Origin of the sequence: Longivirga aurantiaca (assembly GCF_042660085.1) — a bacterium.
Lineage (GTDB): Bacteria > Actinomycetota > Actinomycetes > S36-B12 > CAIYMF01 > Longivirga > Longivirga aurantiaca.
In genome coordinates, this window is record NZ_JBHSTI010000008.1 from 251,897 (window position 1) to 277,636 (window position 25,740).

The window sequence follows — 25,740 nt, forward strand, 5'->3', positions numbered from 1 at the left end:
CCCCCCAGGTACAGACGCGCCCGCCCACCTGCCAGTGAACGGAAGTCACCCGTGACCGAGATCGAGATCGGCCGCTCCAAGCGCGCGCGTCCGGCGTACAACCTCGACGACATCGCGATCGTGCCGAGCCGGCGCACCCGCGACCCCGAGGCGGTGTCGGTGGCCTGGCGCATCGACGCGTACACGTTCGACACCCCGGTGCTGGCCGCGCCCATGGACTCCGTCGTCTCGCCCGCGACGGCGATCGAGATCGGCCGCCTCGGCGGTCTCGGCGTGCTCGACCTCGACGGCCTCTGGACCCGGTACGACGACCCCGCGCCGCTGCTGGCCGAGATCGCCGAGCTCCCCGAGGCGGGCGTCACCAAGCGCCTGCAGGAGATGTACTCCGCGCCGATCCGCGAGGAGCTGATCGCGACGCGCATCGCCGAGATCCGCGCCGGCGGCGTCACCGTCGCGGCCGCGCTCTCGCCCGTGCGCACGGCGCAGTTCGCCAAGGCCGTCGTCGACGCCGGCGTCGACATCTTCGTCATCCGCGGCACCACCGTGAGCGCCGAGCACGTGCCCGCGCCCGAGTCGACGCGCGAGCCGCTCAACCTCAAGCAGTTCATCTACGAGCTCGACGTGCCCGTGATCGTCGGCGGCTGCTCGACGTACCAGGCTGCGCTGCACCTGATGCGCACGGGCGCAGCCGGCGTGCTGGTCGGCTTCGGCGGCGGCGCGGCCCACACGACCCGCGACGTGCTCGGGGTCCGCGTGCCCATGGCGTCGGCGATCGCCGACGTCGCGGCTGCGCGCCGCGACTACATGGACGAGTCCGGCGGCCGGTACGTGCACGTCATCGCCGACGGCGGCATGGGGCGCTCGGGCGACCTGCCCAAGGCGATCGCCTGCGGGGCGGATGCGGTCATGGTCGGCTCGCCTCTCGCGCGCGCCACCGAGGCCCCCGGGCACGGGGCGCACTGGGGGATCGAGGCCACCCACGCCGAGCTCCCGCGCGGTGAGCGCGTGCAGCTCGGCACGGTCGGCCCGCTCGCGCAGATCCTGCACGGGCCGTCGTCCCAGCCCGACGGCACGATGAACCTGGTCGGCGCGCTGCGCCGCGCGATGGCCACCACGGGCTACTCCGACCTCAAGGAGTTCCAGCGCGTCGAGGTCGTCGTCAACGCAGCCCGCTGACGCCAGCGCCGGGTGCCGTCAGGTGCGCGGTGGAGCACGATCGCTCCCTGGCTACCGACCGGTAACCGCAGCGGCTACCCTCGCGGCATGAGCGCCGAGGCTGACGTCCGAACCCTGCCCGACACCGTCCCTCCGCAGGTCCCGATCAGGGTGCAGAACCCGGCTGCGCTCGACGACGCGCTCGTGCGCCGGCTGCTGCGGCACGCGGTGGTGGGCGCTCGACCGGTGCTTCACGACACCGTCGCGCCGTTCACCGGTGAGCGTGCGACGACGCTGCCGATCTCGACCGAGGCCGACGTCGAGCACGCCTTCGCGATGTCGCGCCGGGCGCAGCGGGCCTGGGCCCAGCGCACCCCGCGCGAGCGCGCCCGCGTGCTCCTGCGCTTCCACGACCTCGTGCTCGCGCAGCAGGCCGAGGTGATGGACGTCGCGCAGATCGAGACGGGCAAGGCACGGCGCGACGCCTACGAGGAGCTCGCCGACTGCGCCCTCACCTCGCGCCACTACGCGCGCGTCGGGCCGCGCATGCTGTCGTCGGAGCGCCACCTCGGCGTGTTCCCGGTGCTGACCCGGGCCACGCTGCACCACCACGCCAAGGGCGTCGTCGGCATCATCTCGCCCTGGAACTACCCGATCAGCCTCGCCGTCACCGACGCGCTGCCGGCGCTGCTCGCGGGTAACGGCGTCGTCCTGCGGCCCGACCTGCAGACCACCGTCACGGCGCTGCGGATGGTCGACCTCCTCGTCGAGGCCGGCCTGCCCGAGGGGCTCATGAACGTCGTCATCGGCGACGGACCGCACATCGGCCCGCACGTGGTCGAGCGAGCCGACTACGTGATGTTCACCGGGTCCACCCGCGTGGGCCGCGACATCGCGCGGCGGTGCGGCGAGCGCCTCATCGCCTGCTCGCTCGAGCTCGGCGGCAAGAACGCCGTGGTCGTGCGCGCGGATGCCGACCTCGAGCGCTCCGCCGAGATCGCCGAGCGCGCCTCGTTCGCCAACGCCGGCCAGCTCTGCATCGGCACCGAGCGGGTGCTCGTGCACGAGTCGATCGTCGACGACTTCCTGCGGCTGTTCCTCGCCCGCGTCGAGGCGCTGCGCCTGGTGCCGTACGTCGGCTGGGGCGCGGGCATGGGGTCGCTCGTCTCTGCGCGGCAGCTCGAGAAGGTGAGCCACCACGTCGACGACGCGGTCGCGAAGGGGGCGCGGGTGCTCACCGGCGGCCAGCCCCTCCCGGACGTCGGGCCGTTCTACTACGCGCCGACGGTGCTGGCCGACGTCACCGCCGAGATGGCAGTCTGCCGCGAGGAGACGTTCGGGCCGGTGGCGAGCGTCTACACGTTCCGCACCGACGACGACGCCGTCGCGATGGCCAACGACACCGAGTACGGACTCAACGGCGCAGTGCTCACGCGCGACACCCGGGCCGGCCTTGCGCTGGCTCGCCGTATCCATGCGGGCACGGTCAACGTCAACGAGGCCTACGGCGCCACCTGGGGCTCGATCAGCGCGCCTATGGGTGGGATGAAGGACTCGGGCCTCGGTCGGCGGCACGGCGTCGAGGGCCTGATGAAGTACACCGAGCCGCAGACCGTCGCGGTCCAGAGCCTCATCGGCTTCGGGTCCCCGTTCGGCCGCACCGACGAGCAGTGGGCCGGCCTCATGACCACCGCCTTCAAGGCCCTGAAGACGCTGAGGGTGAAGTGAGCACGCACTACGACGTCCTGGTCGTCGGCTCCGGCTTCGGTGGCTCGGTCACCGCCCTGCGCCTGACCGAGAAGGGCTACAACGTCGGGGTCCTCGAGGCCGGGCGCCGCTTCGCCGACGAGGACTTCGCCAAGACCTCCTGGCGGGTGCGCAAGTTCCTGTGGGCGCCGAAGCTGGGTCTCTACGGCATCCAGCGCATCCACCTGCTGCCCGACGTGCTCGTGCTCTGCGGCGCCGGCGTCGGCGGCGGCTCGCTCGTCTACGCCAACACGCTCTACGTGCCACCGAAGGAGTTCTTCCAGGACCCGCAGTGGGCGGGGATCACCGACTGGCAGTCCGAGCTCCTGCCGTACTACGACCAGGCGTCGCGCATGCTCGGCGTCACCGACGTCCCCTATCCGACGCCGCTCGACCACGTCTTCAAGTCGGTGGCCGAGGACATGGGCGTGGGGCACACCTTCAAGCTCACGCCGGTCGGCGTGTACTTCGGCGAGGGCCCCGGCGTCACCAAGCCCGATCCGTTCTTCGGAGGCGTCGGCCCGGAGCGCTCGGGCTGCCAGCAGTGCGGCTCGTGCATGACGGGCTGCCGGCACAACGCGAAGAACACGATGCCCAAGAACTACCTGGGGCTCGCCGAGGCCGCGGGCGCCACCGTGCACCCGCTGACCACGGTGCTCTCGATCCGTCCGCGGCCGCAGGGCGGCTACTGGGTCGAGACCACGCGCACCGGCCCGATCGGCAAGCGGCGTACCTTCACCGCCGACCAGGTCGTGGTCGCGGCGGGCACGTACAACACGCAGAAGCTGCTGCACCGCATGAAGGACTCGGGCTTCCTGCCGCGGCTGTCGAACCGTCTCGGTGTCATGTCGCGCACCAACAGCGAGTCGATCGTGGGCGCGGTGGCGCGCAGCAACGACACCGACTTCACGCCCGGCGTCGCGATCACGTCGTCGTTCTTCCCGGACGAGCGCACCCACGTGGAGCCCGTGCGCTACGGCAAGGGCAGCAACCTCATGGGGATGCTCGGCACGATCCTGACCGACGGCAAGGTCGGCACCCCGCGCTGGAAGGTGTGGGTGCACGACATGGCCGCGAGCCCGCGCGACGCCGTGCGCTCGCTGTCGGTGCGCCGCTGGTCGGAGAAGGGTGCGATCGCTCTCGTGATGCAGTCGGTCGACAACTCGATCACGGTCAGCACGATCAAGACCCGGCTCGGACGCCGCAAGCTCACCTCGCGCCAGGGCGACGGCGAGCCGAACCCCACCTGGATCCCGGCGGCGAACGACGCCGCGCGGCGGATCGCCGAGAAGATCGACGGCTTCCCGATGGGGCAGCTCGGCGACCTGCTCGACGCGCCGATGACCGCGCACTTCGTGGGCGGCGCGTGCATCGGTGCCGATGCCGACCACGGCGTGATCGACGGCTACCACCGTGTCTTCGGCCACGAGGGTCTGCACGTGGTCGACGGCGCGGCCATCTCGGCCAACCTCGGCGTCAACCCGTCGCTCACCATCACCGCGCAGGCCGAGCGCGCGATGGCGCTGTGGCCCAACAAGGGCGACGCGGACCAGCGACCGCCGCTCGGCTCGGAGTACGTGCCGGTGCCCGCGGTCTCACCGCGCGGACCCGTCGTACCCGCGCACGCACCGGCCGCCCTGCGCCTGCCGATCGTCGACATCCGCCACGCCGACCGCGCCGTCCCCACCGACTGAGGTCCTCGAGTTACTGCCCGAATGGTCGCTGAGCGACGCCGCTCAACGACCATTCGGGCAGTAGCTCGGGTCAGTGCTGGACGGCGTAGCGCAGGAGCACGAAGCCTTCGTCGTAGGTGCGCTGCTCGAGCAGGGTGAGCCGGTGGCGTACGCCGTCCGGCAGGGCCGCGAGACCGCCGCCGACGATTGCCGGCACGAGGAAGAGCCGCACCTCGTCGACCAGACCGGCGCGCCAGGCCTCGGCGGCGAGGGTGGGGCCGCCGATCTCGACGTCGTGCGGGGCCGCCTCGACGAGCGCGCGCACCGCTTCGACGTCGAAGGCCCGCACCAGGCGGGTGCGTGGCGCGCTGACCTCGGCGAGCGTGGTCGAGAAGACGACCTTCTCGACGCCGGACCAGATCCGCGCGAAGTCGGCCTCGGGGTCGTCGCCCTCGGTCGGCGCGGTCTCCCAGTACGTCATGACCTCGTAGGTGCGGCGGCCGAGCAGCTGCGTGCCGACGCCGCGCTCGAGGTCGTTCACCGCCTGGTGCACCTCGGCGGTCGGGAAGGCGAACTCGAACGAGCCCTCGGTGTCGGCGACGTAGCCGTCGACGGAGCAGATCGCGGTGACCAGGAGGCGTCCCATCCGACGAGCGTGCCAGGTGGTGCGTCCGCCTCCAAGCGCTCCGGGCGGCTGCCGGACCCGTGCCGCTGACGCGTCACACGACCTGGGACGCGGCGGCTCGCGGCTCGACTGCCGTCCGCACGGACGACCCGGTCAGAGCGAGGAGGGCGGCCAGTGCGAACAGGACGCCGATGAGCACCTCGTACACCGGGCCGTCGAAGGGGAGCGGCACGAGCGTGATGGCGCCCGCGGCGGCCAGTGTGAGCCAGCTGCTCCGTCGCACGGTGCGGGTACGGGCCACCGCAGCCGCAAGGACGAGCAGGGTCGCGTTCGCGATCCAGGCCAGGAGGGCCCCTGTGTCCAGGCGCGTGCCCTGGGACGTGGCGCTGTCGAGCACCGCCGGGGCCAGCTTGGCGACGGTGTCGCTGATGAAGAGGTCGCACCAGATCCAGCCGATGTTGAGGGCGAGGCCACCGATGGCGAGCGCGTACGCCGTCATCAGGAACCGGCCACCGCGCTCGGAGCAGAGCGCGACGAGGCCGGTGATGCCGAGCACCATGCCGACCGCACCGAGCAGGCGCAGGGCGCTGGCCAGCACGAACGCTGTCGTCGTCGTCTGCACGGACAGCGGTTGTCCGCCGGCCGTGACCAACGCGAGCCCTGAGCCCAGCGCGAGCAGCGCGCCCCCGGCGACGCCGACGACGAGCCCGAAGCGGATGAAGCGGTCCATGGTCCCTCCACTCGACGTCGCGGTGGGGAGGGTCTCGCCCGGCGATCCGCGGCGCCATCTCGACGCTAGGGATCAGGCGGGGGCTGCCGCGCCTGCCGCGAGGCCCGTCTTCGGTGCCGAGCGGCGCACACGCGCCTCTCCCGATCGGCAGAGGACGCGAGACCCATCGCGGGGCTAGCCTTCCGGCGTGCTGGCGGATCCCCGTGAGACCTGGCGGCGTCGCGGCGCCTGGGCGCTCGACGTCGTGATCGCCCTGGGGCTGGGTGCGCTCGGGGCGTCGGACGGGCTCCACTCGGGCGACTTCCCCTACAACGGTGCAGCGACTGCGGCACTCATGGGTCTCGCGGGCGCGGTGCTGGTCCTGCGCCGCGTTCTGCCCCTCACCAGCTTCACCATCTCGCTCGGCGCGATGACCCTCATCGCACTCCTCTACGGCACCTACCAGTCCGGTGCGTCGGTCCTCATCGCCGTCGTGGCGGTGTTCTCGGCGGCGTCGTACGGGGCCAACCTGCCGTACGTCATCGCGGTGTGCTTCGGCTTCGACGCCGCCCTCAGCGTGAGCGCGCCGACCGCGGGGGTGCTTCCGACCGTGGTCTTCACGACCCTGCTGCTCGCGGTCGTCGCGGCCGCCGGTGTGGGTGCCCGACGGCTGCGCGATCTGCTCACGGAGGCCCGCAGCCAGGCGGCGGCGAGCGGGCTGCGCGCCGAGCAGGAGCGGGCGGAGGCAGCGACCGCGGAGCGGTCGCGCATCGCTCGCGAGCTGCACGACATCCTCGCTCACGGGCTCGGCGTCGTCGTGCTGCAGACGGGTGCGGCCGATCACGCGCTCGACTTCGACCCGGCTCTCGCCCGTGCCTCGGTGCGTGCTGCACGCAGCACCGCCGAGCAGGCGATCGCGCAGCTGGAGACGCTCGTCGCCGTCGTTCGCGAGGAGCGGCCGTCCGCCACCTCGCCGCAGCCGACGATCTCCGACGTGCCGTCGCTCGCCGTGGATGCATCGATGCCCGGGTTCGAGGTCCGGTGCGACGTCCGCGGCGACTCGAGTCGGGCGCCGGCGCAGATCCAGGCATCGGCCTACCGCATCGCGCAGGAGGGGATCACCAACGCCCTCAAGCACTCAGGCGGCACGACCTGCTCGGTGTCGGTCGACTGCACCCCGGTCGCTGTCAGGGTCGAGGTGGTGGACGACGGGCCCGGGCGCGAGGGGGGTGCCGGCCTGAGGATGGGGCTGGCGGGCATCCAGGAACGGGTCGCCGTGTTCGGCGGACGGATGACTGCCGGGCCCGCTCCGGCCGGCGGGTGGGCCCTGCTCGCCGAGATCCCCGTGCCCGCATGACCGTGTCGGTGGTGCTCGCCGACGACCAGTCCGTGGTCCGCGCAGGCCTCACGACCATCCTCGCTCCGCACGACGACCTCGCCGTGGTCGCAGAGGCGGCGGACGGCTACGAGGCGATCGAGGCTGTGCTGAGGCTCGACCCGGACGTCGTGCTGATGGACGTGCGCATGCCGCGGCTCGACGGCGTGGCGGCGACCCGCGAGCTCGTCGACCGGGGGGTGCGGACCCGGATCTGCGTGCTCACGACGTACGGGCTGGAGGACGTCGTCCACGACGCCCTGGCCGCCGGTGCCAGCGGCTTCCTCCTCAAGACGGACCCGCCCGAGCGCATCGTGTCCGCGCTCCGGCGCCTGGCCGAGGGCGAGCCGGTGCTCTCGCCGGCGACGGTCGAGCAGATCGTGGCCAAGTACGTCTCCGCCCCGCGGCCCGCCCCGGTCGACCTCGTCGAGGTACTCACCCAGCGCGAGCGCTCGGTCTACCTGCTGGTCGCCCGTGGCCTCACCAACCGCGAGATCGCCGGTGAGCTCTCGCTGGGCGAGGGCACGGTGAAGTCGCATGTCGCGCACCTGCTCACCAAGCTGGGCCTTCGCGACCGCATCCAGGTCGTCATCCACGCACATCGTCACGGTCTCGTCTGAGCGGTGCTCCGCCCCGGAACCGGGCCCAGTGGGTAGCACCCCGGGCCTCTTGCGCCCAGGGGCACCCTCATGAGAACACTGACGAGGGTCAGTCGGCGTCCTGCCAGCTGCGCCACAGCGCCGCGTAGGCGCCGTCGGCCGCGACGAGCTCGTCGTGGCTGCCCAGCTCGGTGATGCGACCGCCGTCGACCACCGCGATGCGGTCGGCGTCGTACGCCGTGTGCAGCCGGTGCGCGATCGCGATGACCGTACGGCCCTCGAGCACGGCGTCGAGCGAGCGCTCGAGGTGGCGAGCGGCGCGCGGGTCGAGCAGCGACGTCGCCTCGTCGAGGACGAGCGTGTGCGGGTCGGCCAGGATCAGCCGCGCGAGCGCGAGCTGCTGCGACTGCCCGGGTGCGAGACCGTGCCCGCCGGTGCCGACACGGGTGCCGAGGCCGTCGGGGAGCTCGGCCACCCACGGCGTCGCGTCGACGGCGTCGAGCGCGGCGAGCAGCGCCTCGTCGTCGGCGTCGGGACGTGCCAGCAGGAGGTTGTCGCGCACGGTGCCCACGAACACGTGGTGCTCCTGGTTCACGAGCGCCACCTGGGTGCGCACCGCCTCGGCGGTCATCATCGACAGCGCGGCGCCGCCCATCTCCACCGTTCCGGTCCGCGGGGCGTAGATGCCTGCGAGCAGACGGCCGAGCGTGGACTTGCCTGCGCCCGAAGGCCCAACGAGCGCAAGGCGTTCGCCGGGTGCGACGTCGAGGTCGATGCCGTGCAGCACGTCGCGGCCGGCGCGGTAGCCGAAGCGCACGTCGTCGACGACGAGCCGGTCGTCGACGGGCGAGAGCGACGGGTCGGTCTCGGGGTCGGGCACCTCCTGCACGCCGACCAGGCGCGCGAGCGACGCCTGGCCCACCTGCAGCTCGTCGTACCACATGAGAATCAGGTCGATCGGCTCGACGAGCATCTGCGTGAGCAGCAGGGCGGTGGTGAGCTGGCCGATCGAGATCGTGCCCTGCGACACGAGCCACCCGCCGTACGCCAGCACCCCGACGAGCGGGATGACGTACCCCGCCTCGATCACCGGGAACCAGCACGTGCGCAGCCAGAGCGTGTAGCGCTCCCAGGAGATCCAGCGCGCGATCCGCGCGTCGGTGATCGCGGTGCGCTGCGGCCCGAGGCGGTAGAGCTCGGTGGTCTGGCCGGCATCGACCGTCTCGGCGATCGACGCGCTGACGGAGGCGTACGTCGCCGACTCGGCGCGGTACGACTGAGGCGCCCGCTTGAAGTACCACCGCGACGACACCACGAGCAGCGGCACCGAGACCAGCCAGACCACCGCGAGCTGCGGGGCGGTGATGACGAGCGCGCCTCCCACGAACAGGCCGGTGATGCAGGCGATCACGATCTCGGGCACGGCGTCGCGCACCGCGTGGTTGAGACGGTCGACGTCGGTCGTGGTGCGCGACACGAGATCGCCCGTGCCGGCCCGCTCGACCACGCCGGTGGGCAGATTCACGGCGCGCGCGAGGAAGTCCTCGCGCAGGTCGGCGAGCACCTCCTCGCCGAGGATCCCCGCGCGCAGCCGCGTGATGCGGGTGAACACGGTCTGGATCACGAGCGCCACGAGGAAGACTCCCGCGGCGAGGTCGACGCGGGCGGTCGAGAGGTCGGTGGACAGGCCCTCGACGAGGCCGCCGAGCACGATCGGCCCGACGAGCGCCGCACCCGCTGCCACCGTGTGCGCGGCGATCACGATCCCGAACGCGCGGCGGTGACGGCGGAACAGCGAGCGCACGTAGCGACGCAGGGTGGCCTCGCCCGCGATGGGCAGCGACGTGCCCGTCATGGTGCTCGCGGCGACGGCGTCCTCGGGCGGCCTCACGGCGCGGTCACCTCCTCGCGCGTGACGACTGCGCGGTAGCGCGGATCGCTGTGCAGCAGCTCGCGGTGCCTGCCCTCGGCGACGACCTCGCCGTCGAGCACGAGCACCACGTGCTCGGCGATGTCGAGGACGAGCGGCGACGACGTGAGCACGACGGTCGTGCGCCCCGCGCGCACCTCGCGCAGCGCCACGGCGATCCGCGCCTCGGTGTGCGCATCGACCGCGCTCGTCGGCTCGTCGAGGACCAGCACCGGGGGGTCGACGACGAGCGAGCGGGCGAGCGCGAGCCGCTGCCGCTGGCCGCCGGACAGCGACCGCCCGCGCTCGGTCACCCGCGCCTGCATCGGGTCGGACACCTCGGGGCTCGAGTCGACGAGCGCGTCGAGCACGTCGTAGGCCGACGCCGCCTCCACCGCCTGCTGCACGCCGACGCGGCCCGAGCGGGGCAGATCGAGGAGCTGCGCGAGCGTGCCCGACATCAGCACCGGGTCCTTGTCCTGGGTCACGACGGCGGCGCGGATGTCGGCACGCGCGAGCTCGCCGAGCGGCACGCCGTCGAGGGTCACGGCGTCGGCGCCCTCGCCGAGGCCCGCGAGCCGCAGCGCGATCGAGTCGGCCACCGACTGCTCGGCGCAGACCACCGCCGTGAGCAGGCCCGGCTGCACGGTCAGCCCGGATGCCGGGTCGTGCAGCACCGCGGCGGCTGCGCGCGCAGCCGGCATCGGGAGGCCCGTCTCGTCCGGCACGGGGATGCGCAGCAGGTGCACGACGCGCCCCGCGCCGACGTACGCCGAGGTCCAGCGGTGGGCGGCCTCGACGAAGGTCCGAAGCGGGATGAGCAGGAACGCCGACCATCCGTAGAACGCGACGAGCTCGCCGATCTCGAGCGTGCCCGACACCACGAGGCGGGCGGAGAGCCACGTGACAGCGACGACGAAGAAGCCGGGCAGCGCGACCTGCAGAGCGTCCATGGTCGAGCGCACGCGGGCCACCTGCACGGCCGAGGTGCGCACCTCCTGGGACGCCTCGTGGAACCGGCGTACGAACAGCTCCTCGCCACCGATGCCGCGCAGCACGCGCAGCCCTGCCACGGTGTCGGACGCGAGCTCGGTGGCCAGGCCGAACTTCTCGCGGCGGTCGGACTCCCGCCTCTCGAGCGGCTTCAGGAGCGGCGCCACCGACAGGCCGAGGATCGGCACACCGATCACCACGACGAGGCCGAGCGCGGGGGACGACCGGAACAGCACGATGGCCACGCCGACGAACGCGACGACGGCGCCGGCGAATCGTGCGAACACGTCGAAGCCGCTGCCGATCTTCTCGACGTCGGACGACGTGACCGCCACGACCTCGCCGGTCGCGACGTCGCGCGTGATGCGCGAGCCGAGCCGCGCGGTGTGCCGCACGACCAGCTGCTGCACGCGGCTGGCGGCTGCGATCCAGTTGGTCACGGCCATCCGATGGCGCAGGATCCCCGCCGCAGCCTGAACCGCCCCGAGCAGCGCGAGCGCGGCGGCGGCCCGCAGCACGTCGGACTGCCGCCCCTCGGACGCCGCCTGCACGCCGGCGCCGAGGGCCGCGGGCACGACGGCCTGCGCGGCGAACCAGGTGACGGCCCACACGACGCCGAGCGCGAGCGTGCGCCACTGCCCCCGCGCGGTCCACAGGAGGTACCTGGTGGCCGAGCGCAGGTCCGGGATCCCGGGGTCGGGGTGGGGCAGGCGTCGCATCGACATGGCCCAGCGAGACTAGGCCCGTCCGGGTGCCGAGGTCGCCGAGGTTTGCCCCACGCGGACGTGATCTTGGCTAGCGTCTGTCCCGCCGGTGATGCTCCGGCTCCCGGCCGCAGGCCGGCCGACGACTTCCCAGGGACACGGAGACTTGCGATGAGCGACCCCAACCAGCCGGCCGAGGGCGACCCGTTCGCCCCGCCGCCCGAAGGCGCCGCTGCCCAGGTGCCCGGCATCCCGAACGACCCGCCGGCGTACGGCACTCCGGCCACGCCGCCGCCTCCGCCGCCCCCGCCGCTTCCGGTCTATGGGTCGACTCCGCCATTGACGGGATACAACTCGCCCGCATCGCAGCCGTACCCCCCGGCGGCCGGCTACGGGGTCCCCAAGTCCTCGGGCAAGGCCGTCGCCGTCATGGTGCTCGGCATCGTGGGTCTGGTACTGCTTTGTGGGTACGGAATCGGCATCGTGCCGGCGATCGTTTCGCTCGCCCTGGCACCCGGTGCCAAGCGTGAGATCGCAGCCTCCGGAGGTGCTCTCACGGGTGAGGGAATGGTGAAGGCCGGGGTTGTCTGCTCCTGGATCGCAGTTGGCCTCAGCATCGCCATCATCGGATTCATCATCATCGCCTTTGCGATCGGCGCCGCTGGTTCTGCAGCATCGGTCGGCGGCTGACGCCGGCAGCACAGGCGCGGTTCGGGCGGGCGGCCGCCCCCGACTACGATCGGGGGCACCGCCCGCTCCGTCGTCCGAAGGGCCCCATCCCGGTGACCGCCCCCTCGCACCGCCCGGTACTCGTCGTCGACTTCGGGGCGCAGTACGCCCAGCTCATCGCCCGCCGGGTGCGGGAGGCGAACGTCTACAGCGAGATCGTCCCGTCCTCGATGCCGGTGGCCGAGATGCTCGCCAAGGACCCCGCCGCCGTGATCCTGTCCGGCGGCCCGTCGTCGGTGTACGCCGAGGGCGCACCCCAGGTCGACCCGGCCCTGTTCGGCACGGGCGTGCCGACGTTCGGCATCTGCTACGGCTTCCAGGCCATGGCGCAGGCGCTCGGCGGCGAGGTCGCGCAGACCGGTCTGTCGGAGTTCGGCGGCACCCGGATCACCGTCACCTCGGAGGGCTCGACGCTCTTCGCGGGCACCCCCGAGAAGCAGACCGTGTGGATGTCCCACGGCGACGCCGTGCACCGCGCACCCGACGGCTTCACCGTCGTCGCCGTGTCGGACGGCGCACCCGTCGCCGGGTTCGAGGACACCTCGCGAGGCCTCGCGGGCGTGCAGTTCCACCCCGAGGTCATGCACAGCGAGCACGGCCAGAAGGTGCTCGAGCACTTCCTCTACGACATCGCGAAGCTCGAGCCCACGTGGACGGCGTCCAACGTGATCGACGAGCAGGTCGCGGCGATCCGCGCGCAGGTCGGCGACGGGCTCGTCATCTGCGGCCTGTCCGGCGGCGTCGACTCGGCTGTCGCGGCTGCCCTCGTGCACAAGGCCGTCGGCGACAACCTCACCTGCGTCTTCGTCGACCACGGGCTCCTGCGCAAGGGGGAGCGCGAGCAGGTCGAGAAGGACTACGTCGCCGCCACGGGCATCCGCCTCAAGGTCGTCGACGCGGTCGACCGGTTCCTCGACGAGCTCGACGGCGTCGTCGACCCCGAGGAGAAGCGCAAGACGATCGGCCGCCTGTTCATCCGCGTGTTCGAGGACGCCGCCCGCGAGGTGGTGGAGGAGGCCGGTGCCCACGGGCAGCAGGTCGACTACCTCGTGCAGGGCACGCTCTACCCGGACGTCGTCGAGTCGGGCGGCGGCACCGGCACGGCCAACATCAAGAGCCACCACAACGTCGGCGGGCTTCCCGACGACCTGCAGTTCTCGCTCGTGGAGCCGCTGCGCACCCTCTTCAAGGACGAGGTCCGCGCCGTCGGAGCCGAGCTCGGCCTGCCGCCGGAGATGGTCTGGCGCCACCCGTTCCCGGGTCCGGGCCTCGCGATCCGCATCGTCGGCGCCGTCTCGCGCGACCGCCTCGCGGTGCTGCGGGAGGCCGACGCGATCGTGCGCGAGGAGACCGCCGCGGCCGGCGTCGACCGCGACATCTGGCAGCTCCCGGTCGTGCTGCTCGCCGACGTCCGCTCGGTCGGCGTCCAGGGCGACGGCCGCACGTACGGCCACCCGATCGTGCTGCGGCCGGTGTCGAGCGAGGACGCCATGACGGCCGACTGGTCGCGCCTGCCGTACGACCTGCTCGCACGGATCTCGACCCGCATCACCAACGAGGTGCGCGAGGTCAACCGCGTCGTCCTCGACATCACGAGCAAGCCTCCGGGCACCATCGAGTGGGAATGAGCCACCAGCGACGACCTGGCACGGCAGTCTGAGATCCCGCCCGCCCAGTAAGGAGATCGCCGACCATGACGGCAGAGCCCAACCAGCCCAGCTATCCCGGTGCTTCGGTCAAGGGACCCGCGGAGAGGTTCGCGGGCGACGCCTGGTTCGACGTGATCGTCAGGGCTGAGGGACCCTCCAGGCTGCGTTTGATGTCGGTGCACTTCGCTCCTGGCGCCCGTACGGCCTGGCACTCCCACGCCGTGGGCCAGACCCTGTACGTCACCGAGGGCGTGGCTCTGACGCAGGAGCGGGGCGGCGAGGTCGTCACCGTCCACCCCGGGCAGGCCGTCACCTGTGGTCCGGGCGTCGAGCACTGGCACGGCGCGCATCCTGATCACCTCATGACGCACCTGTCGATCTGGGAGGCGCCGGAACCTGGCTCGGACGTCGCGGAGAGCACGTGGCTCGAGCACGTCGCTGACGACGGAGCCGGTCGCTGACGGTCGCGGCCCCAGCCGGCCCGAGGCATCAGGGCGCGTGACGGCAGCGCCGACGGGGCGCGTCGCACGAGCCTCTCGATCATCACGCTGCGTCGACCATCCTCTACGTCGGCTCGACGCTGCGTGGCTGCGCGCCCGCGCATCGCTGCGCGAGCTCGGTGACGTACGCCGGGTTGGCACCCCTCACGGCCTCAGTCGCCATCGCCCCGTCCTCGGCCCGACGTCGGGCAGGTCGGTCAGGGTCCCGTGCTCGATGCGCGACGCCGACCGGGCGGGCCCGACGGCGTCGAGCGCCGCAGAAGCCTTGCGGTAGCCCTGTACGCGCCAGGTGTCGGCCCGCTCGCGTTCGAGCAGGAGTGCGACGCGTCCTCGCGCCTCGACGAGGTCCACCCCGCGACGGCACGACGACTGCAGGGGTGGTTGACGGCCCGAGCACCGCGACCCGTCTGATTTACGTTGGCGAGCAGCCTAATGTGTCGTGACGCCACCTGTTATTCTGCTTGAAGTCAACATAAGGAGTGTCGATGACCTCTGGGAGAGCCCCCCGCGCCGGCTCCGGGGAACCCCTACCGCGGGACTACAGCCTTACCGGTGAGCGGGCGCAGCAGGCCGTCAGCCTGGGACTGGCCGACGCAGAGTGGTACCGGCCGCCGATCGACCCGGCTCGGCTCCGGGAACTCATGACGCGTCGCAACGGACCTGCGATTCGAGACACGACGCTGTGGCTTCTGCTGCTGGTCGGGGCTGGGTTCCTGGCGTTTGGCGCGCTCGGCAGCTGGTGGGCGATTCCGGCCTTCGCGGCCTACGGCGCCCTCTACGGGGGAGCGGCCGACCCCAGGTGGCACGAGAACGGCCATGGCACCGCGTTCAAGACGCGCTGGCCGAACGACGTCGTCTACCTCGTGGCCTCGTTCATGCTGTTGCGCGAGCCCACGCTGTGGCGGTGGTCCCACGTGCGTCACCACTCCGACACCATCATCGTCGGGCGCGACCCCGAGATCAGCTTCCCCCGGCCGTTCCGGTTTCGCAGCGTCCTGCCGAACTACCTGAACCTGATCAGCGGCCCGCACATGCTCCTGCGCATGGCGCAGCACGCTGCTGGGAAGATCGATGAGGACACCCGCGAGTTCGTGCCCGAGGCAGAGTTCCCGAGGGTGATCCGAGAGGCCCGCGCCTTCGTCCTCATCCTCGGGGCGGTCGTCGTGTGGTGCGTGGTCGCCGGGTCCATCGTGCCGCTCCTCTTCATCGGCCTGCCCTCGTTCTACGGCGTGTGGATGGTGTGGTTCTTCGCGATCACCCAGCACGCGGGCTTGAACGAGGACGTCCTCGACCACAGGTACAGCACCCGCACCGTCTACATGAACCCGGTGTTCCGCTTCCTGTACCTGAACATGAACTACCACCTGGAGCACCACCTCTTCCCCTCGGTGCCCTACCACGCTCTGCCGAAGCTGCATGAAGAGGTGAAGCAGTACCTGCCTGCGCCAAAGGCGTCGGTCCTCGACGCCTACAAGGAGATCGTCCACGCGCTACGCATGCAACGACGGAACCCCGACTGGGAGATCCCCGGGCGTGAGGTGCCCGACAGCGCCGCCTTCCGCCTCACGGCTACGAAGATCCCAGCCAGCAGCTTGGCGACCAGCATGGCCGTCGCGGCGGGTCTCGAGGAGCGCACCGATCTCGGTCCCCTGGACCTCGTCCAGCCCGGCCAGGTCAAGCGGATCGACGTAGGCGGTCACACGTACGCCCTGTTCCGCACGCGTCGGGACATCTACGCACTCAGCGACGGCCTCTGCACGCACGGTCAGACGCACCTTGCCGAGGGCCATCTCGACGACTGCGTGATCGAGTGTCCCAAGCACAACGGACGTTTCAACGTGCTGACCGGGGAGCCGGTGCGACGACCGGCGCGGGTCCCGCTGGTCACGTACGCCGTAGAGATCGTCGACGGCCGGCTGCTGGTCGCGCTGGGCGACAACCCGGACGTCACGAGCGACGCCGGCACGTGAGGCGCTGACATGGCCCTGCATCCCCAAGCCGCAGCGCTGCTGGAGTCGATGGCTCAGGCCGGGCGTCCACCTCTACGGCAGCAGACAGTCGCGGAGGCGCGTCGCGGGGCGTACGCCTTCGTCGAGCTGTTCGGTCCGCCGGAGGACGTGGCGCGTGTGGAGCACTGGTTCATCCCGGGACCTAGCGCGGACCTCCCGCTGCGCGTCTACTGGCCAGACTCTGCGGTCGGCGAAGCTGCGCCCGTCCTCGTCTACTTCCACGGCAGCGGCTTCGTCATCAGCAACATCGGCATCTTCGATGCGCCCAGCCGAGCCTTGGCCAATCGGACCGGCTGCGTCGTCGTGGCGGTCAACTACCAGAAGGCGCCAGAGCACAAGTTCCCCGAGCCGTTCGATGACGCCTACGCAGCCACCTGCTGGGTGTCTGAGCACGCCGCCGAGCTCGGTGTCGACCCGGCGCGGCTGGCTGTCGTCGGTGACAGCGCCGGCGGGACGTTGGCCGCGGCAGTCTGCCTCAAGGCCCGCGACGAGGCGGGGCCAGGGATAACCAGCCAGGTTCTGGTCCACGCCCCGATGCAGTTCGGCGTGGAGACGGAGTCGATGATCGCCAACGCGAGAGGGCTGCTGCTCGAGGCCGAGGACATGACCTGGTTCGCAGACCACTACCTCGCTACGGAGTCCGACGCCACTCATCCCTACGCCGCGCCCATGTCGGCCGAGAGCCTGGCGGGGCTGCCTCCCGCGCTGGTGGCGACCGCCGAGTACGACCCCTTGCGCGACGATGGTGACGCGTATGCGCATCGGCTTCGCCGCGACGGGGTACCGGTCACCTACGTCTGCTACACCGGCATGATCCATGCCTTCTACGGGATGAGCCGTCGGCTTGACGCCGCGGAGGACCTCTTCGAGCGGATGTCCGCGCACGTGTGGAGCCACTTCCCCACCGCGGAGTCCAACCGCACCGGACAGGCGGCTACAGACGTGAAAGGGCATCTATCCGATGAAGTTGAGCGCTGACTACGACGAGTGCGAGGCCTACGGCATGTGTGTGATTGCCGCCGCAGACCTCTTCAGGCTCAACGAGGAGAACTTCGTCGAGATCCTCGACGAGACACCCAGCGAGGACCGCCGCGCCGCGGCTGAGGAGGCAGTGCGGAACTGCCCCATGCAGGTGCTCTCGCTCACCGTGGACTAGGAGCCTCACGCCGGACCTCTGACGGCGTGGCCGGTCCAGTCAGCAGTACGAGGACCGAATCGATGGCGCGGACGGGGCGTCGGTGAGTGAGGCGCGTCGCTCCGGATCCCCCGGTCGGCAACGGGCCGTTCCACGTTCGCCTGCGGTCGGTCCAAGATCCGTCGACACGGCGTTGGCCGCGCCGGATGTGCTGGCAGGTGTAGGGCTGGTGCCGGAGGTGCCGCCGGCCCGGGAGAAGGGCCATAGAACCGGACAAGCGTCGTTCTCGGGTCGGCAGCCCTCCCTTCCTTTCGCTCCCCGACGGAGGACGCCTACTCGGTGGCCGACCAGGGGTCGTTGGGAGTCGTGGTAGCTACGTAGCCGAAGTCGCCGTCGGGCGGGCCCGAGTGGCGCAGGCGCAGGCGCTGGGAGGTCAGCGGCAGGTAGCGGTGCTCGGCGCCTCGGTTGACCATGACGTCTCCGGCTTCGGCCACGACCGCGATCACGCCGTCCGGCGTCGCGAACTCGAACCGGCCTGTGCCGGACAGGAAGGTGTGCACCTCGTCGACAGCGTTGGTGTGCCATGCGCAGTGCGCCTGGTGCTCCTCGCCAACCGCCGGCGGCTCCGCGTCGAACGTGCCGCGCAGCTGCCGCTCGCCTTCGGCAAGGAAGGTGTCGATCAGAGCGCGTTCGGCGTCCGATCCCTCGTCACCGACGGTGTGCCACTCGACCCTGGCGCCTGCCAAGCGCTGTACGGCGGTGGCCGTGTCCAGTCCGATGTACCTCACGGCTGCTTCCCTCCGATGAACGCGACGGTTGCAGGTTGATGGCCTGCTGCACTCCCGTACTATGCACATCACGCAGTTACTCTGCAACCTATGCACAGTGTGCAGAGCTAGCCCCCGGAGGGTAGGACGTCGCCCGGCTCCGCCGGCCCGCCGATCCTGCTCGTGCGATCGACGAGGTGAGGGCCGATGTACGACGTGGATCCCGAGGTCGCTGCCGGGCTCATCGCCATGTTCGGGCCGGAGCCCGCGGCTCCGGTGCCGGTTGATGATTGGGCCACGCGCCGGCACAACACCCACGCGATGTTCTCGGAGCTGCGCACGAAGTACGCGCCAGCCGTCGACGTCGAGACGCAGGACGTCACGATGACGGTGGCCGAGGGCGCCTCGGTCGGCCTGCGAATCTACCGTCCCCACACTCGCGACTCGGACGGCGTGCTGCTGTACCTGCACGGCGGAGGCATGATCATGTGCAACCTCGAGACCCACGACGCGATCTGCCGCGAGTACGCCGTACGCACAGGGATGTGCGTCGTCGCCGTCGACTACCGACTCGCTCCGGAGCACCCGTTCCCCGTTCCCGTCGACGACTGCATGGCGGCGCTTCGCTGGGTCGCCGGCCAGCGCGATCAGGGATGGGCCCCTCATCGGATCGTCGTGGGCGGGGAGAGCGCCGGCGGTGGCCTGGCGGCAGCGGTGGCACTGCGCGCGCGAGACGAGGGCGGTCCGGAGATCGCCGGCCTCCTTCTCGTGTACCCCATGCTCGACGACCGCACGTGCGAACGCGACGCCGGCCTGGATGCCGTCGCGACCTGGACGTACGACGACCACCTCACCGCGTGGCGTGCGTACGTCGGCACCGACGGTGCCGCGTCGGGCTACGCGGCGCCGCTGCGAGCGGAGACCGTCGTCGGCCTGCCGCCGACGTACCTCGAGGTCGGCGAGCTGGACATCTTCCGGGCGGAGATCACCGCGTTCGCCGGCCGCCTGCTCGAGTCCGGGGTCCGACTGGAGTTCCACCTCCACCCGGCAGTGCCGCATGCGTTCGAGCTGTTCGCCCCCGCGGCCGCCGTCTCAGAGCGGGCGATGGCGGACCGCGTGCGCGCCATTAAGTCGTTACAAAACAAAAAGCGTGCAGGACTAGACAAATAGAGGGCTCAAGACGGCATACTTCGTGTGGTCGAGGACTGAGAGGCCCCGCGGATCCCCGCGGACCATCGATGTCACGGCAGGCGCCCTGATCAACATGTTATGACATCGTGATGTCTACCTCGAGCAATCGCCCGTAGGATGCAGCGATGCACATAGTGCAGAGGCTCTGCACATGTAAGAACGTCGCCTGTGCCACGGCACCGGCAGGCGACTCCCCCCAGGTATCGAGCTGTTCTCGTCTCGGCGGGACAGGCAACCAGAAGGAGACCAGTGACCACGACGACCAGGAGCCCGCGACGCCGGGCCATGTATCTCGTTCCCGCGGCCGCCGCGATGCTGCTGACGGCCGCCTGCGGGAGCTCGACCGGCGGGGACGCGACTGCGACGTCCGCATCCGGGTCCGCATCCGGTTCGGCCGGCACGACGACCGAGCCGTACTGCGCGGAGGACGCGGCGACCGCCCTGCCCGCCCTTCAGCCTGAGGGCATCGTCGGGCAGGGCCCGAACGGTGAGCCTGCGGCGTCGCCCGACGACGTGCAGATCAGCGACGAGGACGCGGCGACGATCAAGGCGGGCAAGAACGGCACCCCGTTCAAGGTCGCCCTCGTGTTCCAGTTCAGCGGTGACTGGCCCAACGGCCAGACCAAGGGGCTGACCGACGAGTTCAGCAAGTACGGCGTCGAGATCATCAGCAACACCGAGGCCAACTTCAAGGTCGACAAGCAGATCGCCAACATCGAGAACGCCATCCAGCTGCAGCCGGACGGCATCGTCTCGATCCCCGTCGACGACGTCGCCACCGCGCCCGCGTACAAGAAGATCTCGGAGGCCGGCATCAAGCTGGTCTTCATGGACAACGCCGCGAAGGGCCTCACCGCTCCGGACGACTACGTGTCCGTGGTCTCGGCCGACTCGCAGGGCAACGGCCAGGTCGCCGCGAAGAAGCTCTCCTGCTACATCCCCGAGGGCGGCACCGTCGGCATCGTCGACTTCGGCATCACGTTCTTCGTCACGAACCAGCGCACCAAGGGCGCCCGTGACTGGTTCGCCGCGAACCGTCCCGACATCAAGCTCAAGGACGCCAACTTCACCGACCCGAACCAGGCCGGCGACGTCGCGGCGAACTTCCTCACGGCCAACCCCGACGTCAACGGCGTCTGGGCAGTGTGGGACGGCCCGGCGCAGGGTGTCATTGCTGCGCTGCGCGCCCAGGGCAAGAACCTCCCCGTCACCACGATCGACCTGGGCGACCAGGCCGCGACGGACCTCGCCAGCAGCGAGTACCTGAAGGGTGTCGGCGCCCAGCGTCCGTACAGCCAGGGCGTGGCCGAGGCTCGAGCGATGATGCTCGCGCTCATCGGCAAGGACGTCCCGGCGTGGATCGGCGTCCCGGCGCTCCCGGTGATCCAGAACAGCCTCCGCCAGGGCTACGAGGACTCCTGGGCCAAGCCGCTGCCGGAGAAGCCCGAGGCAGCATGCAAGGCGAACGAGCCGAAGTGCGCGTGATCGCACGCGGGTGAACGCACGGCTGTGGCCGGAGCCCTCGGGGGTTCCGGCCACAGCCATGCCGTCGGCCGCGCGCCGCGGCATAGCAGTGCCGCCCGCGAGGCCGAGCGGGTCAGGCTCCGTCCACTGCCGCGCGGAACGACCGGGCCCGTTCCTGGATCTCGTCGTACTGCTCGGTCTCCACCAGGCGGGCCGACGCCAGGTCGGATCCGGCGAAGAGCGCCACCGCCCCCGCGGCGAGGAAGCCCCCTGCGGTCTCAGGGGTCACGCCGCCCGAGGGCACCAGCCCGATATGGGGGAACGGTCCGCGCAGGTCCTTGATGTGGCCCGGGCCACCAGTCGCGGCGGGGAAGACCTTCACGAGCGCGGATCCCAGCTCATGCGCTGCCCACACCTCACTGGGTGTGTAGGCGCCGAGCATGAACGGAACCCCGCGGGCACGGCAGGCCTCGGCGATCCCGGGAAGGACGGCCGGTGTGACGACGAACTGGGCGCCGGCGTCGATCGCGTCGTGCGCCTGCGCTGCTGTCAGGACCGTGCCGGCGCCCACGATCGCGTCGCCTCCCGCCCCTGCGGCGATGACGCCGAGCACGTCCGGGGTCGTGAAGGTGAACTCGACCAGGTGCACTCCGCCCGCGGCGAGGCTGTCGGCCAGGCGGCGCGGGTCGGGGACGCGGTCCGCGCGGATGACTGCCGCGATGCGGTCCGCGCGCAGGACATCGAGGGCATGCATGCGTACTCCCTTGTATATGGACACCGACTTATCATAACGTCATGATGTCGTGCGCGGTCATGCGGATGCGCGCCCTGAACGAATCGAGATTCACGTGACCCGACTTCGCGATCGAACCGTCCTGGTCACCGGGGCGACCGGTGGGATGGGCAGCGGCACGGTGCGCGCTCTCGCCCGGGAGGGGGCCCATGTCGGGGTGGCGGACATCGGCGTCGAGGCGGCGTCGCGGCTGGCAGCGGAGGTCGGCGGCACCCCGCTGCTCCTCGACGTCACGAGTCCGGCGAGCGTCACGGCCGCCGTCGAGGCGCTGGTGGCCGAGCGAGGCGGGATCGACGTCTTGGTGAACTTCGCCGGGATCGTCGACCCGCGCCGCATGGACGAGATCGACCCGGAGTCCTGGAGCCGCGTCTTCGACGTGAACGTCCGCGGTACGTGGCTGATGTGCAACGCCGTCCTCCCGCACATGCCTCGCGGCGGGGCCATCGTGAACATCGGCTCCCGCGCCGGGCTGGTGGGCGGCACCACGAGCGGAGCGAGCTACGCCGCCTCGAAGGCAGCGGTCATCTGCTTCACCAAGTCGATGGCGAAGTTCGCCGCCCCGATGGGCATCCGGGCCAACGTGATCAACCCCGGGTGCATCGAGACCCCCATGCTCGATCACTTCGCGCCGGACGTCGTGGCCGCGATGCCCGGTCAGGCCGCTCTCGGCCGGCTCGGCACACCGGCCGAGATCGCCGAGAGCGTCATCTTCCTCGCCACGGACGCCTCGTCGTTCATGACCGGTGCACAGCTCAACGTCAACGGCGGCAGCCACATGTAGGCCTCGCCCGCCGTCCCCGACGAAGGTCCGATCGACAAGCCGTCCCCAGAGAAGGAGGCCCCCGTGCTGGGAGCCGATGTGATCGTGCCCATCCCGCTCATCCCCGGGGTGCCCGTCCTCGCGGCCATGGGGGCGCTCTCGACCCTTCTGGTCAATCGGAACGTGAGCGTGTTCCATGACGGGCTGCGACCCCTCATGCCGTCGCTGCGCTCTGGTGAGATGACCCGGGACCAGGTCGCCAAGATCTCGTTCAGCCTCGCCCTCGCCTTCATCTGGGCCTTCGGCCTCCCCTACTCCGTGGGCTTCGTCATCCCGCTCATCTACCTGGTGTACATCGCGACCGACTACATCGGTGTGCGGCTGCCCGCGACCTATGACGTCAGGTGGTGGCAGAGCAGGACGAACCTCCTGGGCGTCATCGGGTCGCTGGTCCTGGGTGCCGCCTGGGGCGGTGGCGTCGCGGCCTTCCTGCACTACCTGGCCGTCGGGATGTCCAACCTGCCTGTTCCGATGGCGGCAGGCACGGCGCTGTTCACCACCCCGGTGGCTCAGGCCTTCTTCCTGTTCCCCGTACTGACCGTGGTGTACCACTACGGCTTCAGGCCGGCGCTGGTGGCGTTCGTCGTGTCCACCCTCGCCTGGTTCTCGGCGAGCCAGTTCGGCTGGGCGCTGCCGTCCGTGTGGGCTTTCGGCGCAGCGCTTCTCGTGATGGCCGTGCTCCTCGTCCGGGAGGCGCGTCGCTCGGGGCCGGCAGCGGCCCAGGTGCCACCGGGCTGGCTCATCGAGGACGAATCCGCCGCGCCCGACTGGGCCTCGGCGGATTCCGACGACGAGGCCGAGGACCAGCTCTTCCGGGACAACGTGCGCCGCATCAAGGGCAACCTCCCGCTGATCACCCTGCTCGCGGGTCTCGGTGGGGCGGCCTACCACTGGGGCCTCGTGGCGATGGACCCGTTCTCGTCGAACCTGTACGCCGTAGGGCTCGCTCTCCCTGCCGCGCTGGTCATGCTCATGTGGGCCTTCGCCTTCATCCCCATGAAGTTCACGACCGCAGTGGTCACGGGGACCATGGCGACCGGCACGTTCCTCGAGCCTGTCGTCGCCCTCCTGATGCCCAACGTCTGGGCGGCTGCGATCGGCGTCGCACTGCTCCGCGTCGTCGAGGTCTTCCTGCTCCTCGCCGTCGTCGGCTGGATCGAGCGGTGGCCCAGCATCCGCGAGGTCGCCGACGTGATGCGTACGGCGATCTTCCAGATCATGGAGATCGGGTTCCTCGTGGGCGGCGCGCTGGCAGCCGCGGCGTGGGCGGGCACGTGGGGCGTGGGCGTCGTCGTCGCCGCGTGGTTCGTGAACATCAAGGCGAAGTCGCCCGTCATGCCCATGTCCCTCGGCGCGATCGCAGCCCTCGGCGTCGGCCTGGTGGTGAACGTGCTCGCCCTGCTGGGCCTGAACCTCACCCTCTGAGGCCTGCACCTGCGGAGGCCCGAGCCCGTCGTCCCCGTTGACGACGGGCCTCGCCGCGCCTACCATGGTGCAACGGGCGCAGACCCTATGCAACATACGCAATGCGCTCCAGCGCACACTCGTCAGGGAGCCTGTTATGAGCGTGTCGCACGACCCGGTGGACGTCCTCATCGTCGGCGCGGGCGCCTCGGGCTCCACAGCCGCCAAGCACCTGGCCGAGCAGGGGCGGAGCGTCGTCGTTCTCGACCAGGGCCACTGGACGGACGTGGGCGACCTCCCCGGCGACAAGCCGGAGTACGAGCTGCTGTGGAACAACCACCGGTTCCACCCGGACCCCAACATGCGCGACCGCCGCGAGGACTACCCGACGAACCTCGAGGACTCCGAGCAGCCCGTGTACATGTACAACGGCGCGGGCGGCAGCACCGTCTACTTCGCCGGGGTCTGGAGCCGGCCGCTCCCGTCCGACTTCCGCGTGCGCACTCTCGACGGCGTCGCCGACGACTGGCCCATCAGCTACGAGGACCTGATCCCCTTCTTCGCGGCGACCGACTACGACATGGGCGTCTCCGGGCTCGCGGGCAACACTGCCTATCCGCCGGGGGCGGAGCCGCCGTTGCCGATGCACCCGATCAACCAGACCGGACGCCGCATGGCGGAGGGGCTGAACAGTCTCGGCTGGCACTGGTGGCCCGGGTACTCGGCCATCCCGTCCCGGGCGCACAACCGCCAGGCCCAGTGTGTTCGTCTCGGGGTGTGCCGGACCGGTTGCGTCGCCGGCGCGAAGGGTTCCGCGGACATCACTCTTCTTCCCGATGCCCTGGCACACGGTGCGCGCATCGAGACAGGAGCACGTGTCGCACGCATCACGCTGGACGAGATGGGCCGCGCGAACGGCGCCGTCTATCTCCAGGACGGCACGGAGAAGTTCCAGGCGGCACGTGTGGTCATCGTCGCCGCCAACGGGATCGGTACGCCGCGCCTGCTGCTGATGAGCGAGTCGAACCGCTTTCCGCACGGTCTGGCCAACAGCTCGGACCTCGTAGGTCGGCGTCTCATGCTCCACCCGTTCGGTTCGGCGATAGGTATCTACGACGAGGACCTGGAGGACTGGCTCGGTCCGGCCGGCACGCAGATCGAGTGCATGGAGTTCTACGAGACCGACGTCACCCGCGGCTTCGTGCGCGGCAGCAAGTGGCATGTCATGGGCACGGGTGGACCGCTCGAGATGGCCACCCGCTGGCATATCGGGGAAGGCGTCCGCGACGAGGACTTCTGGGGCGAGCAGTTCACGCGCAAGATGAAGCAGGCCGTCGGCCACTCCATCGACTGGATCGTCCACGCCGAGGACCTGCCCGAAGAGCACAACCGGGTCACGCTCGATCCCACGCTCACCGACAGCGACGGGCTGCCGGCGCCGAAGATCACCTACATGACGTCGGACAACACCCACCAGATCCTGGACTTCGGGCTGAACCGCGCGGTGGAGGCGCACTACGCCGCGGGGGCGACGAAGGCGTGGATCACCTTCCGGAACTTCTCCTCGGGACACAACCTCGGGACGACGAAGATGGGTGACGATCCGGAGACCTCGGTGGTGGACCGTTGGGGTCGGACCCATGACGTCCCGAACCTCTACGTCATCGACGGTTCGGTCTTCACCACGTCGACCGCCACCAATCCGACCTCCACGATCTGTGCGCTGGCCAAGCGGACGGCGACGTTCATCGCGAACAACCGTGACCAGGTGGTGGCGTGGTGAGCGTGGAT

General features: G+C 70.8%; 23 protein-coding genes. 16 read left to right on the forward strand and 7 right to left on the reverse strand.

The window, feature by feature from the left end; genetic code table 11:
• The first annotated feature begins 51 nt into the window (after positions 1 to 51).
• The 3 genes from ACFQGU_RS05090 to ACFQGU_RS05100 all read left to right on the forward strand — a co-directional run bounded on the left by ACFQGU_RS05090 (position 52) and on the right by ACFQGU_RS05100 (position 4,595).
• A complete protein-coding gene (locus ACFQGU_RS05090) occupies positions 52 to 1,176 on the forward strand; it encodes a GuaB3 family IMP dehydrogenase-related protein (RefSeq protein ID WP_386764366.1) in 1,125 nt (374 codons plus the stop codon).
• An 87-nt stretch (positions 1,177 to 1,263) separates the two neighbouring features.
• Complete coding sequence (locus tag ACFQGU_RS05095) at positions 1,264 to 2,883, forward strand: succinic semialdehyde dehydrogenase (RefSeq protein WP_386764368.1); 1,620 nt, start codon at positions 1,264 to 1,266, stop codon at positions 2,881 to 2,883.
• Entirely contained in the window at positions 2,880 to 4,595 is a 1,716-nt protein-coding gene (locus tag ACFQGU_RS05100) for a GMC family oxidoreductase N-terminal domain-containing protein (RefSeq protein ID WP_386764370.1), read from the forward strand. The genes ACFQGU_RS05095 and ACFQGU_RS05100 overlap by 4 nt, the downstream gene beginning before the upstream one ends.
• Before the next feature lie 70 nt (positions 4,596 to 4,665).
• On the opposite strand, the gene ACFQGU_RS05105 is transcribed toward ACFQGU_RS05100, so the two are convergent.
• Complete coding sequence (locus tag ACFQGU_RS05105; RefSeq protein ID WP_386764372.1) at positions 4,666 to 5,220, reverse strand: dihydrofolate reductase family protein; 555 nt, start codon at positions 5,218 to 5,220, stop codon at positions 4,666 to 4,668.
• Positions 5,221 to 5,293: 73 nt separating this feature from the next.
• Positions 5,294 to 5,929, reverse strand: a complete 636-nt coding sequence (locus tag ACFQGU_RS05110) for a hypothetical protein (protein WP_386764374.1) — start codon at positions 5,927 to 5,929, stop codon at positions 5,294 to 5,296.
• Between the two features lie 187 nt (positions 5,930 to 6,116).
• Between ACFQGU_RS05110 and ACFQGU_RS05115 the strand changes: the two genes are divergently transcribed.
• Positions 6,117 to 7,265, forward strand: coding sequence for a sensor histidine kinase (locus ACFQGU_RS05115; RefSeq protein ID WP_386764376.1), 1,149 nt, complete (start codon positions 6,117 to 6,119; stop codon positions 7,263 to 7,265).
• Positions 7,262 to 7,903, forward strand: coding sequence for a response regulator (locus tag ACFQGU_RS05120; protein ID WP_386764378.1), 642 nt, complete (start codon positions 7,262 to 7,264; stop codon positions 7,901 to 7,903). Before ACFQGU_RS05115 ends, ACFQGU_RS05120 begins: the two co-directional genes overlap by 4 nt.
• An 88-nt stretch (positions 7,904 to 7,991) precedes the next feature.
• Here the strand turns inward: ACFQGU_RS05120 and ACFQGU_RS05125 are convergent, their stop codons facing one another.
• Positions 7,992 to 9,737, reverse strand: coding sequence for an ABC transporter ATP-binding protein (locus tag ACFQGU_RS05125; protein ID WP_386768159.1), 1,746 nt, complete (start codon positions 9,735 to 9,737; stop codon positions 7,992 to 7,994).
• A gap of 32 nt (positions 9,738 to 9,769) precedes the next feature.
• Entirely contained in the window at positions 9,770 to 11,509 is a 1,740-nt protein-coding gene (locus ACFQGU_RS05130) for an ABC transporter transmembrane domain-containing protein (protein ID WP_386764380.1), read from the reverse strand.
• A 150-nt stretch (positions 11,510 to 11,659) separates the two neighbouring features.
• Between ACFQGU_RS05130 and ACFQGU_RS05135 the strand changes: the two genes are divergently transcribed.
• The 3 genes from ACFQGU_RS05135 to ACFQGU_RS05145 all read left to right on the forward strand — a co-directional run bounded on the left by ACFQGU_RS05135 (position 11,660) and on the right by ACFQGU_RS05145 (position 14,327).
• Complete coding sequence (locus tag ACFQGU_RS05135) at positions 11,660 to 12,178, forward strand: hypothetical protein (RefSeq protein WP_386764382.1); 519 nt, start codon at positions 11,660 to 11,662, stop codon at positions 12,176 to 12,178.
• A gap of 92 nt (positions 12,179 to 12,270) precedes the next feature.
• Positions 12,271 to 13,845: a glutamine-hydrolyzing GMP synthase gene (gene guaA / locus ACFQGU_RS05140; protein WP_386764384.1), complete on the forward strand. Its 1,575-nt coding sequence runs from the start codon at positions 12,271 to 12,273 to the stop codon at positions 13,843 to 13,845.
• A gap of 65 nt (positions 13,846 to 13,910) precedes the next feature.
• Positions 13,911 to 14,327, forward strand: a complete 417-nt coding sequence (locus ACFQGU_RS05145) for a (R)-mandelonitrile lyase (protein ID WP_449280325.1) — start codon at positions 13,911 to 13,913, stop codon at positions 14,325 to 14,327.
• Between the two features lie 183 nt (positions 14,328 to 14,510).
• Here the strand turns inward: ACFQGU_RS05145 and ACFQGU_RS05150 are convergent, their stop codons facing one another.
• Complete coding sequence (locus ACFQGU_RS05150; protein ID WP_386764388.1) at positions 14,511 to 14,717, reverse strand: hypothetical protein; 207 nt, start codon at positions 14,715 to 14,717, stop codon at positions 14,511 to 14,513.
• 290 nt (positions 14,718 to 15,007) lie between these two features.
• Here ACFQGU_RS05150 and ACFQGU_RS05155 point away from each other — a divergent pair, with 290 nt between their 5' ends.
• The 3 genes from ACFQGU_RS05155 to ACFQGU_RS05165 are packed head-to-tail and all read left to right on the forward strand — an operon-like array spanning position 15,008 to position 17,531.
• On the forward strand, positions 15,008 to 16,336 hold the full coding sequence (locus tag ACFQGU_RS05155; RefSeq protein ID WP_386764390.1) for a fatty acid desaturase: 1,329 nt from the start codon (positions 15,008 to 15,010) through the stop codon (positions 16,334 to 16,336).
• A 9-nt stretch (positions 16,337 to 16,345) separates the two neighbouring features.
• Positions 16,346 to 17,353, forward strand: a complete 1,008-nt coding sequence (locus ACFQGU_RS05160; RefSeq protein ID WP_386764392.1) for an alpha/beta hydrolase fold domain-containing protein — start codon at positions 16,346 to 16,348, stop codon at positions 17,351 to 17,353.
• Positions 17,337 to 17,531: a ferredoxin gene (locus ACFQGU_RS05165; protein ID WP_386764394.1), complete on the forward strand. Its 195-nt coding sequence runs from the start codon at positions 17,337 to 17,339 to the stop codon at positions 17,529 to 17,531. Before ACFQGU_RS05160 ends, ACFQGU_RS05165 begins: the two co-directional genes overlap by 17 nt.
• 311 nt (positions 17,532 to 17,842) lie before the next feature.
• On the opposite strand, the gene ACFQGU_RS05170 is transcribed toward ACFQGU_RS05165, so the two are convergent.
• Positions 17,843 to 18,298 carry a hypothetical protein gene (locus ACFQGU_RS05170; protein ID WP_386764396.1) on the reverse strand — a complete coding sequence of 152 codons (456 nt, stop codon included), beginning with the start codon at positions 18,296 to 18,298 and terminating at the stop codon, positions 17,843 to 17,845.
• Positions 18,299 to 18,484: 186 nt separating this feature from the next.
• Here ACFQGU_RS05170 and ACFQGU_RS05175 point away from each other — a divergent pair, with 186 nt between their 5' ends.
• Positions 18,485 to 19,447, forward strand: coding sequence for an alpha/beta hydrolase (locus ACFQGU_RS05175; protein WP_386764398.1), 963 nt, complete (start codon positions 18,485 to 18,487; stop codon positions 19,445 to 19,447).
• 270 nt (positions 19,448 to 19,717) lie between these two features.
• Entirely contained in the window at positions 19,718 to 20,953 is a 1,236-nt protein-coding gene (locus tag ACFQGU_RS05180) for a substrate-binding domain-containing protein (protein WP_386764400.1), read from the forward strand.
• A gap of 112 nt (positions 20,954 to 21,065) precedes the next feature.
• Here the strand turns inward: ACFQGU_RS05180 and ACFQGU_RS05185 are convergent, their stop codons facing one another.
• Positions 21,066 to 21,710 (reverse strand): bifunctional 4-hydroxy-2-oxoglutarate aldolase/2-dehydro-3-deoxy-phosphogluconate aldolase, encoded by a 645-nt coding sequence (locus ACFQGU_RS05185; RefSeq protein ID WP_386764402.1) that lies wholly within the window; start codon positions 21,708 to 21,710, stop codon positions 21,066 to 21,068.
• Positions 21,711 to 21,780: 70 nt separating this feature from the next.
• Here ACFQGU_RS05185 and ACFQGU_RS05190 point away from each other — a divergent pair, with 70 nt between their 5' ends.
• From ACFQGU_RS05190 to ACFQGU_RS05200, 3 genes are all read left to right on the forward strand, one after another.
• Positions 21,781 to 22,506: an SDR family NAD(P)-dependent oxidoreductase gene (locus ACFQGU_RS05190; RefSeq protein ID WP_386764404.1), complete on the forward strand. Its 726-nt coding sequence runs from the start codon at positions 21,781 to 21,783 to the stop codon at positions 22,504 to 22,506.
• Between the two features lie 63 nt (positions 22,507 to 22,569).
• Positions 22,570 to 23,970 carry a YhfT family protein gene (locus tag ACFQGU_RS05195; protein WP_386764406.1) on the forward strand — a complete coding sequence of 467 codons (1,401 nt, stop codon included), beginning with the start codon at positions 22,570 to 22,572 and terminating at the stop codon, positions 23,968 to 23,970.
• Between the two features lie 37 nt (positions 23,971 to 24,007).
• Complete coding sequence (locus ACFQGU_RS05200; RefSeq protein WP_386764408.1) at positions 24,008 to 25,732, forward strand: GMC family oxidoreductase; 1,725 nt, start codon at positions 24,008 to 24,010, stop codon at positions 25,730 to 25,732.
• Positions 25,733 to 25,740 lie beyond the last annotated feature (8 nt).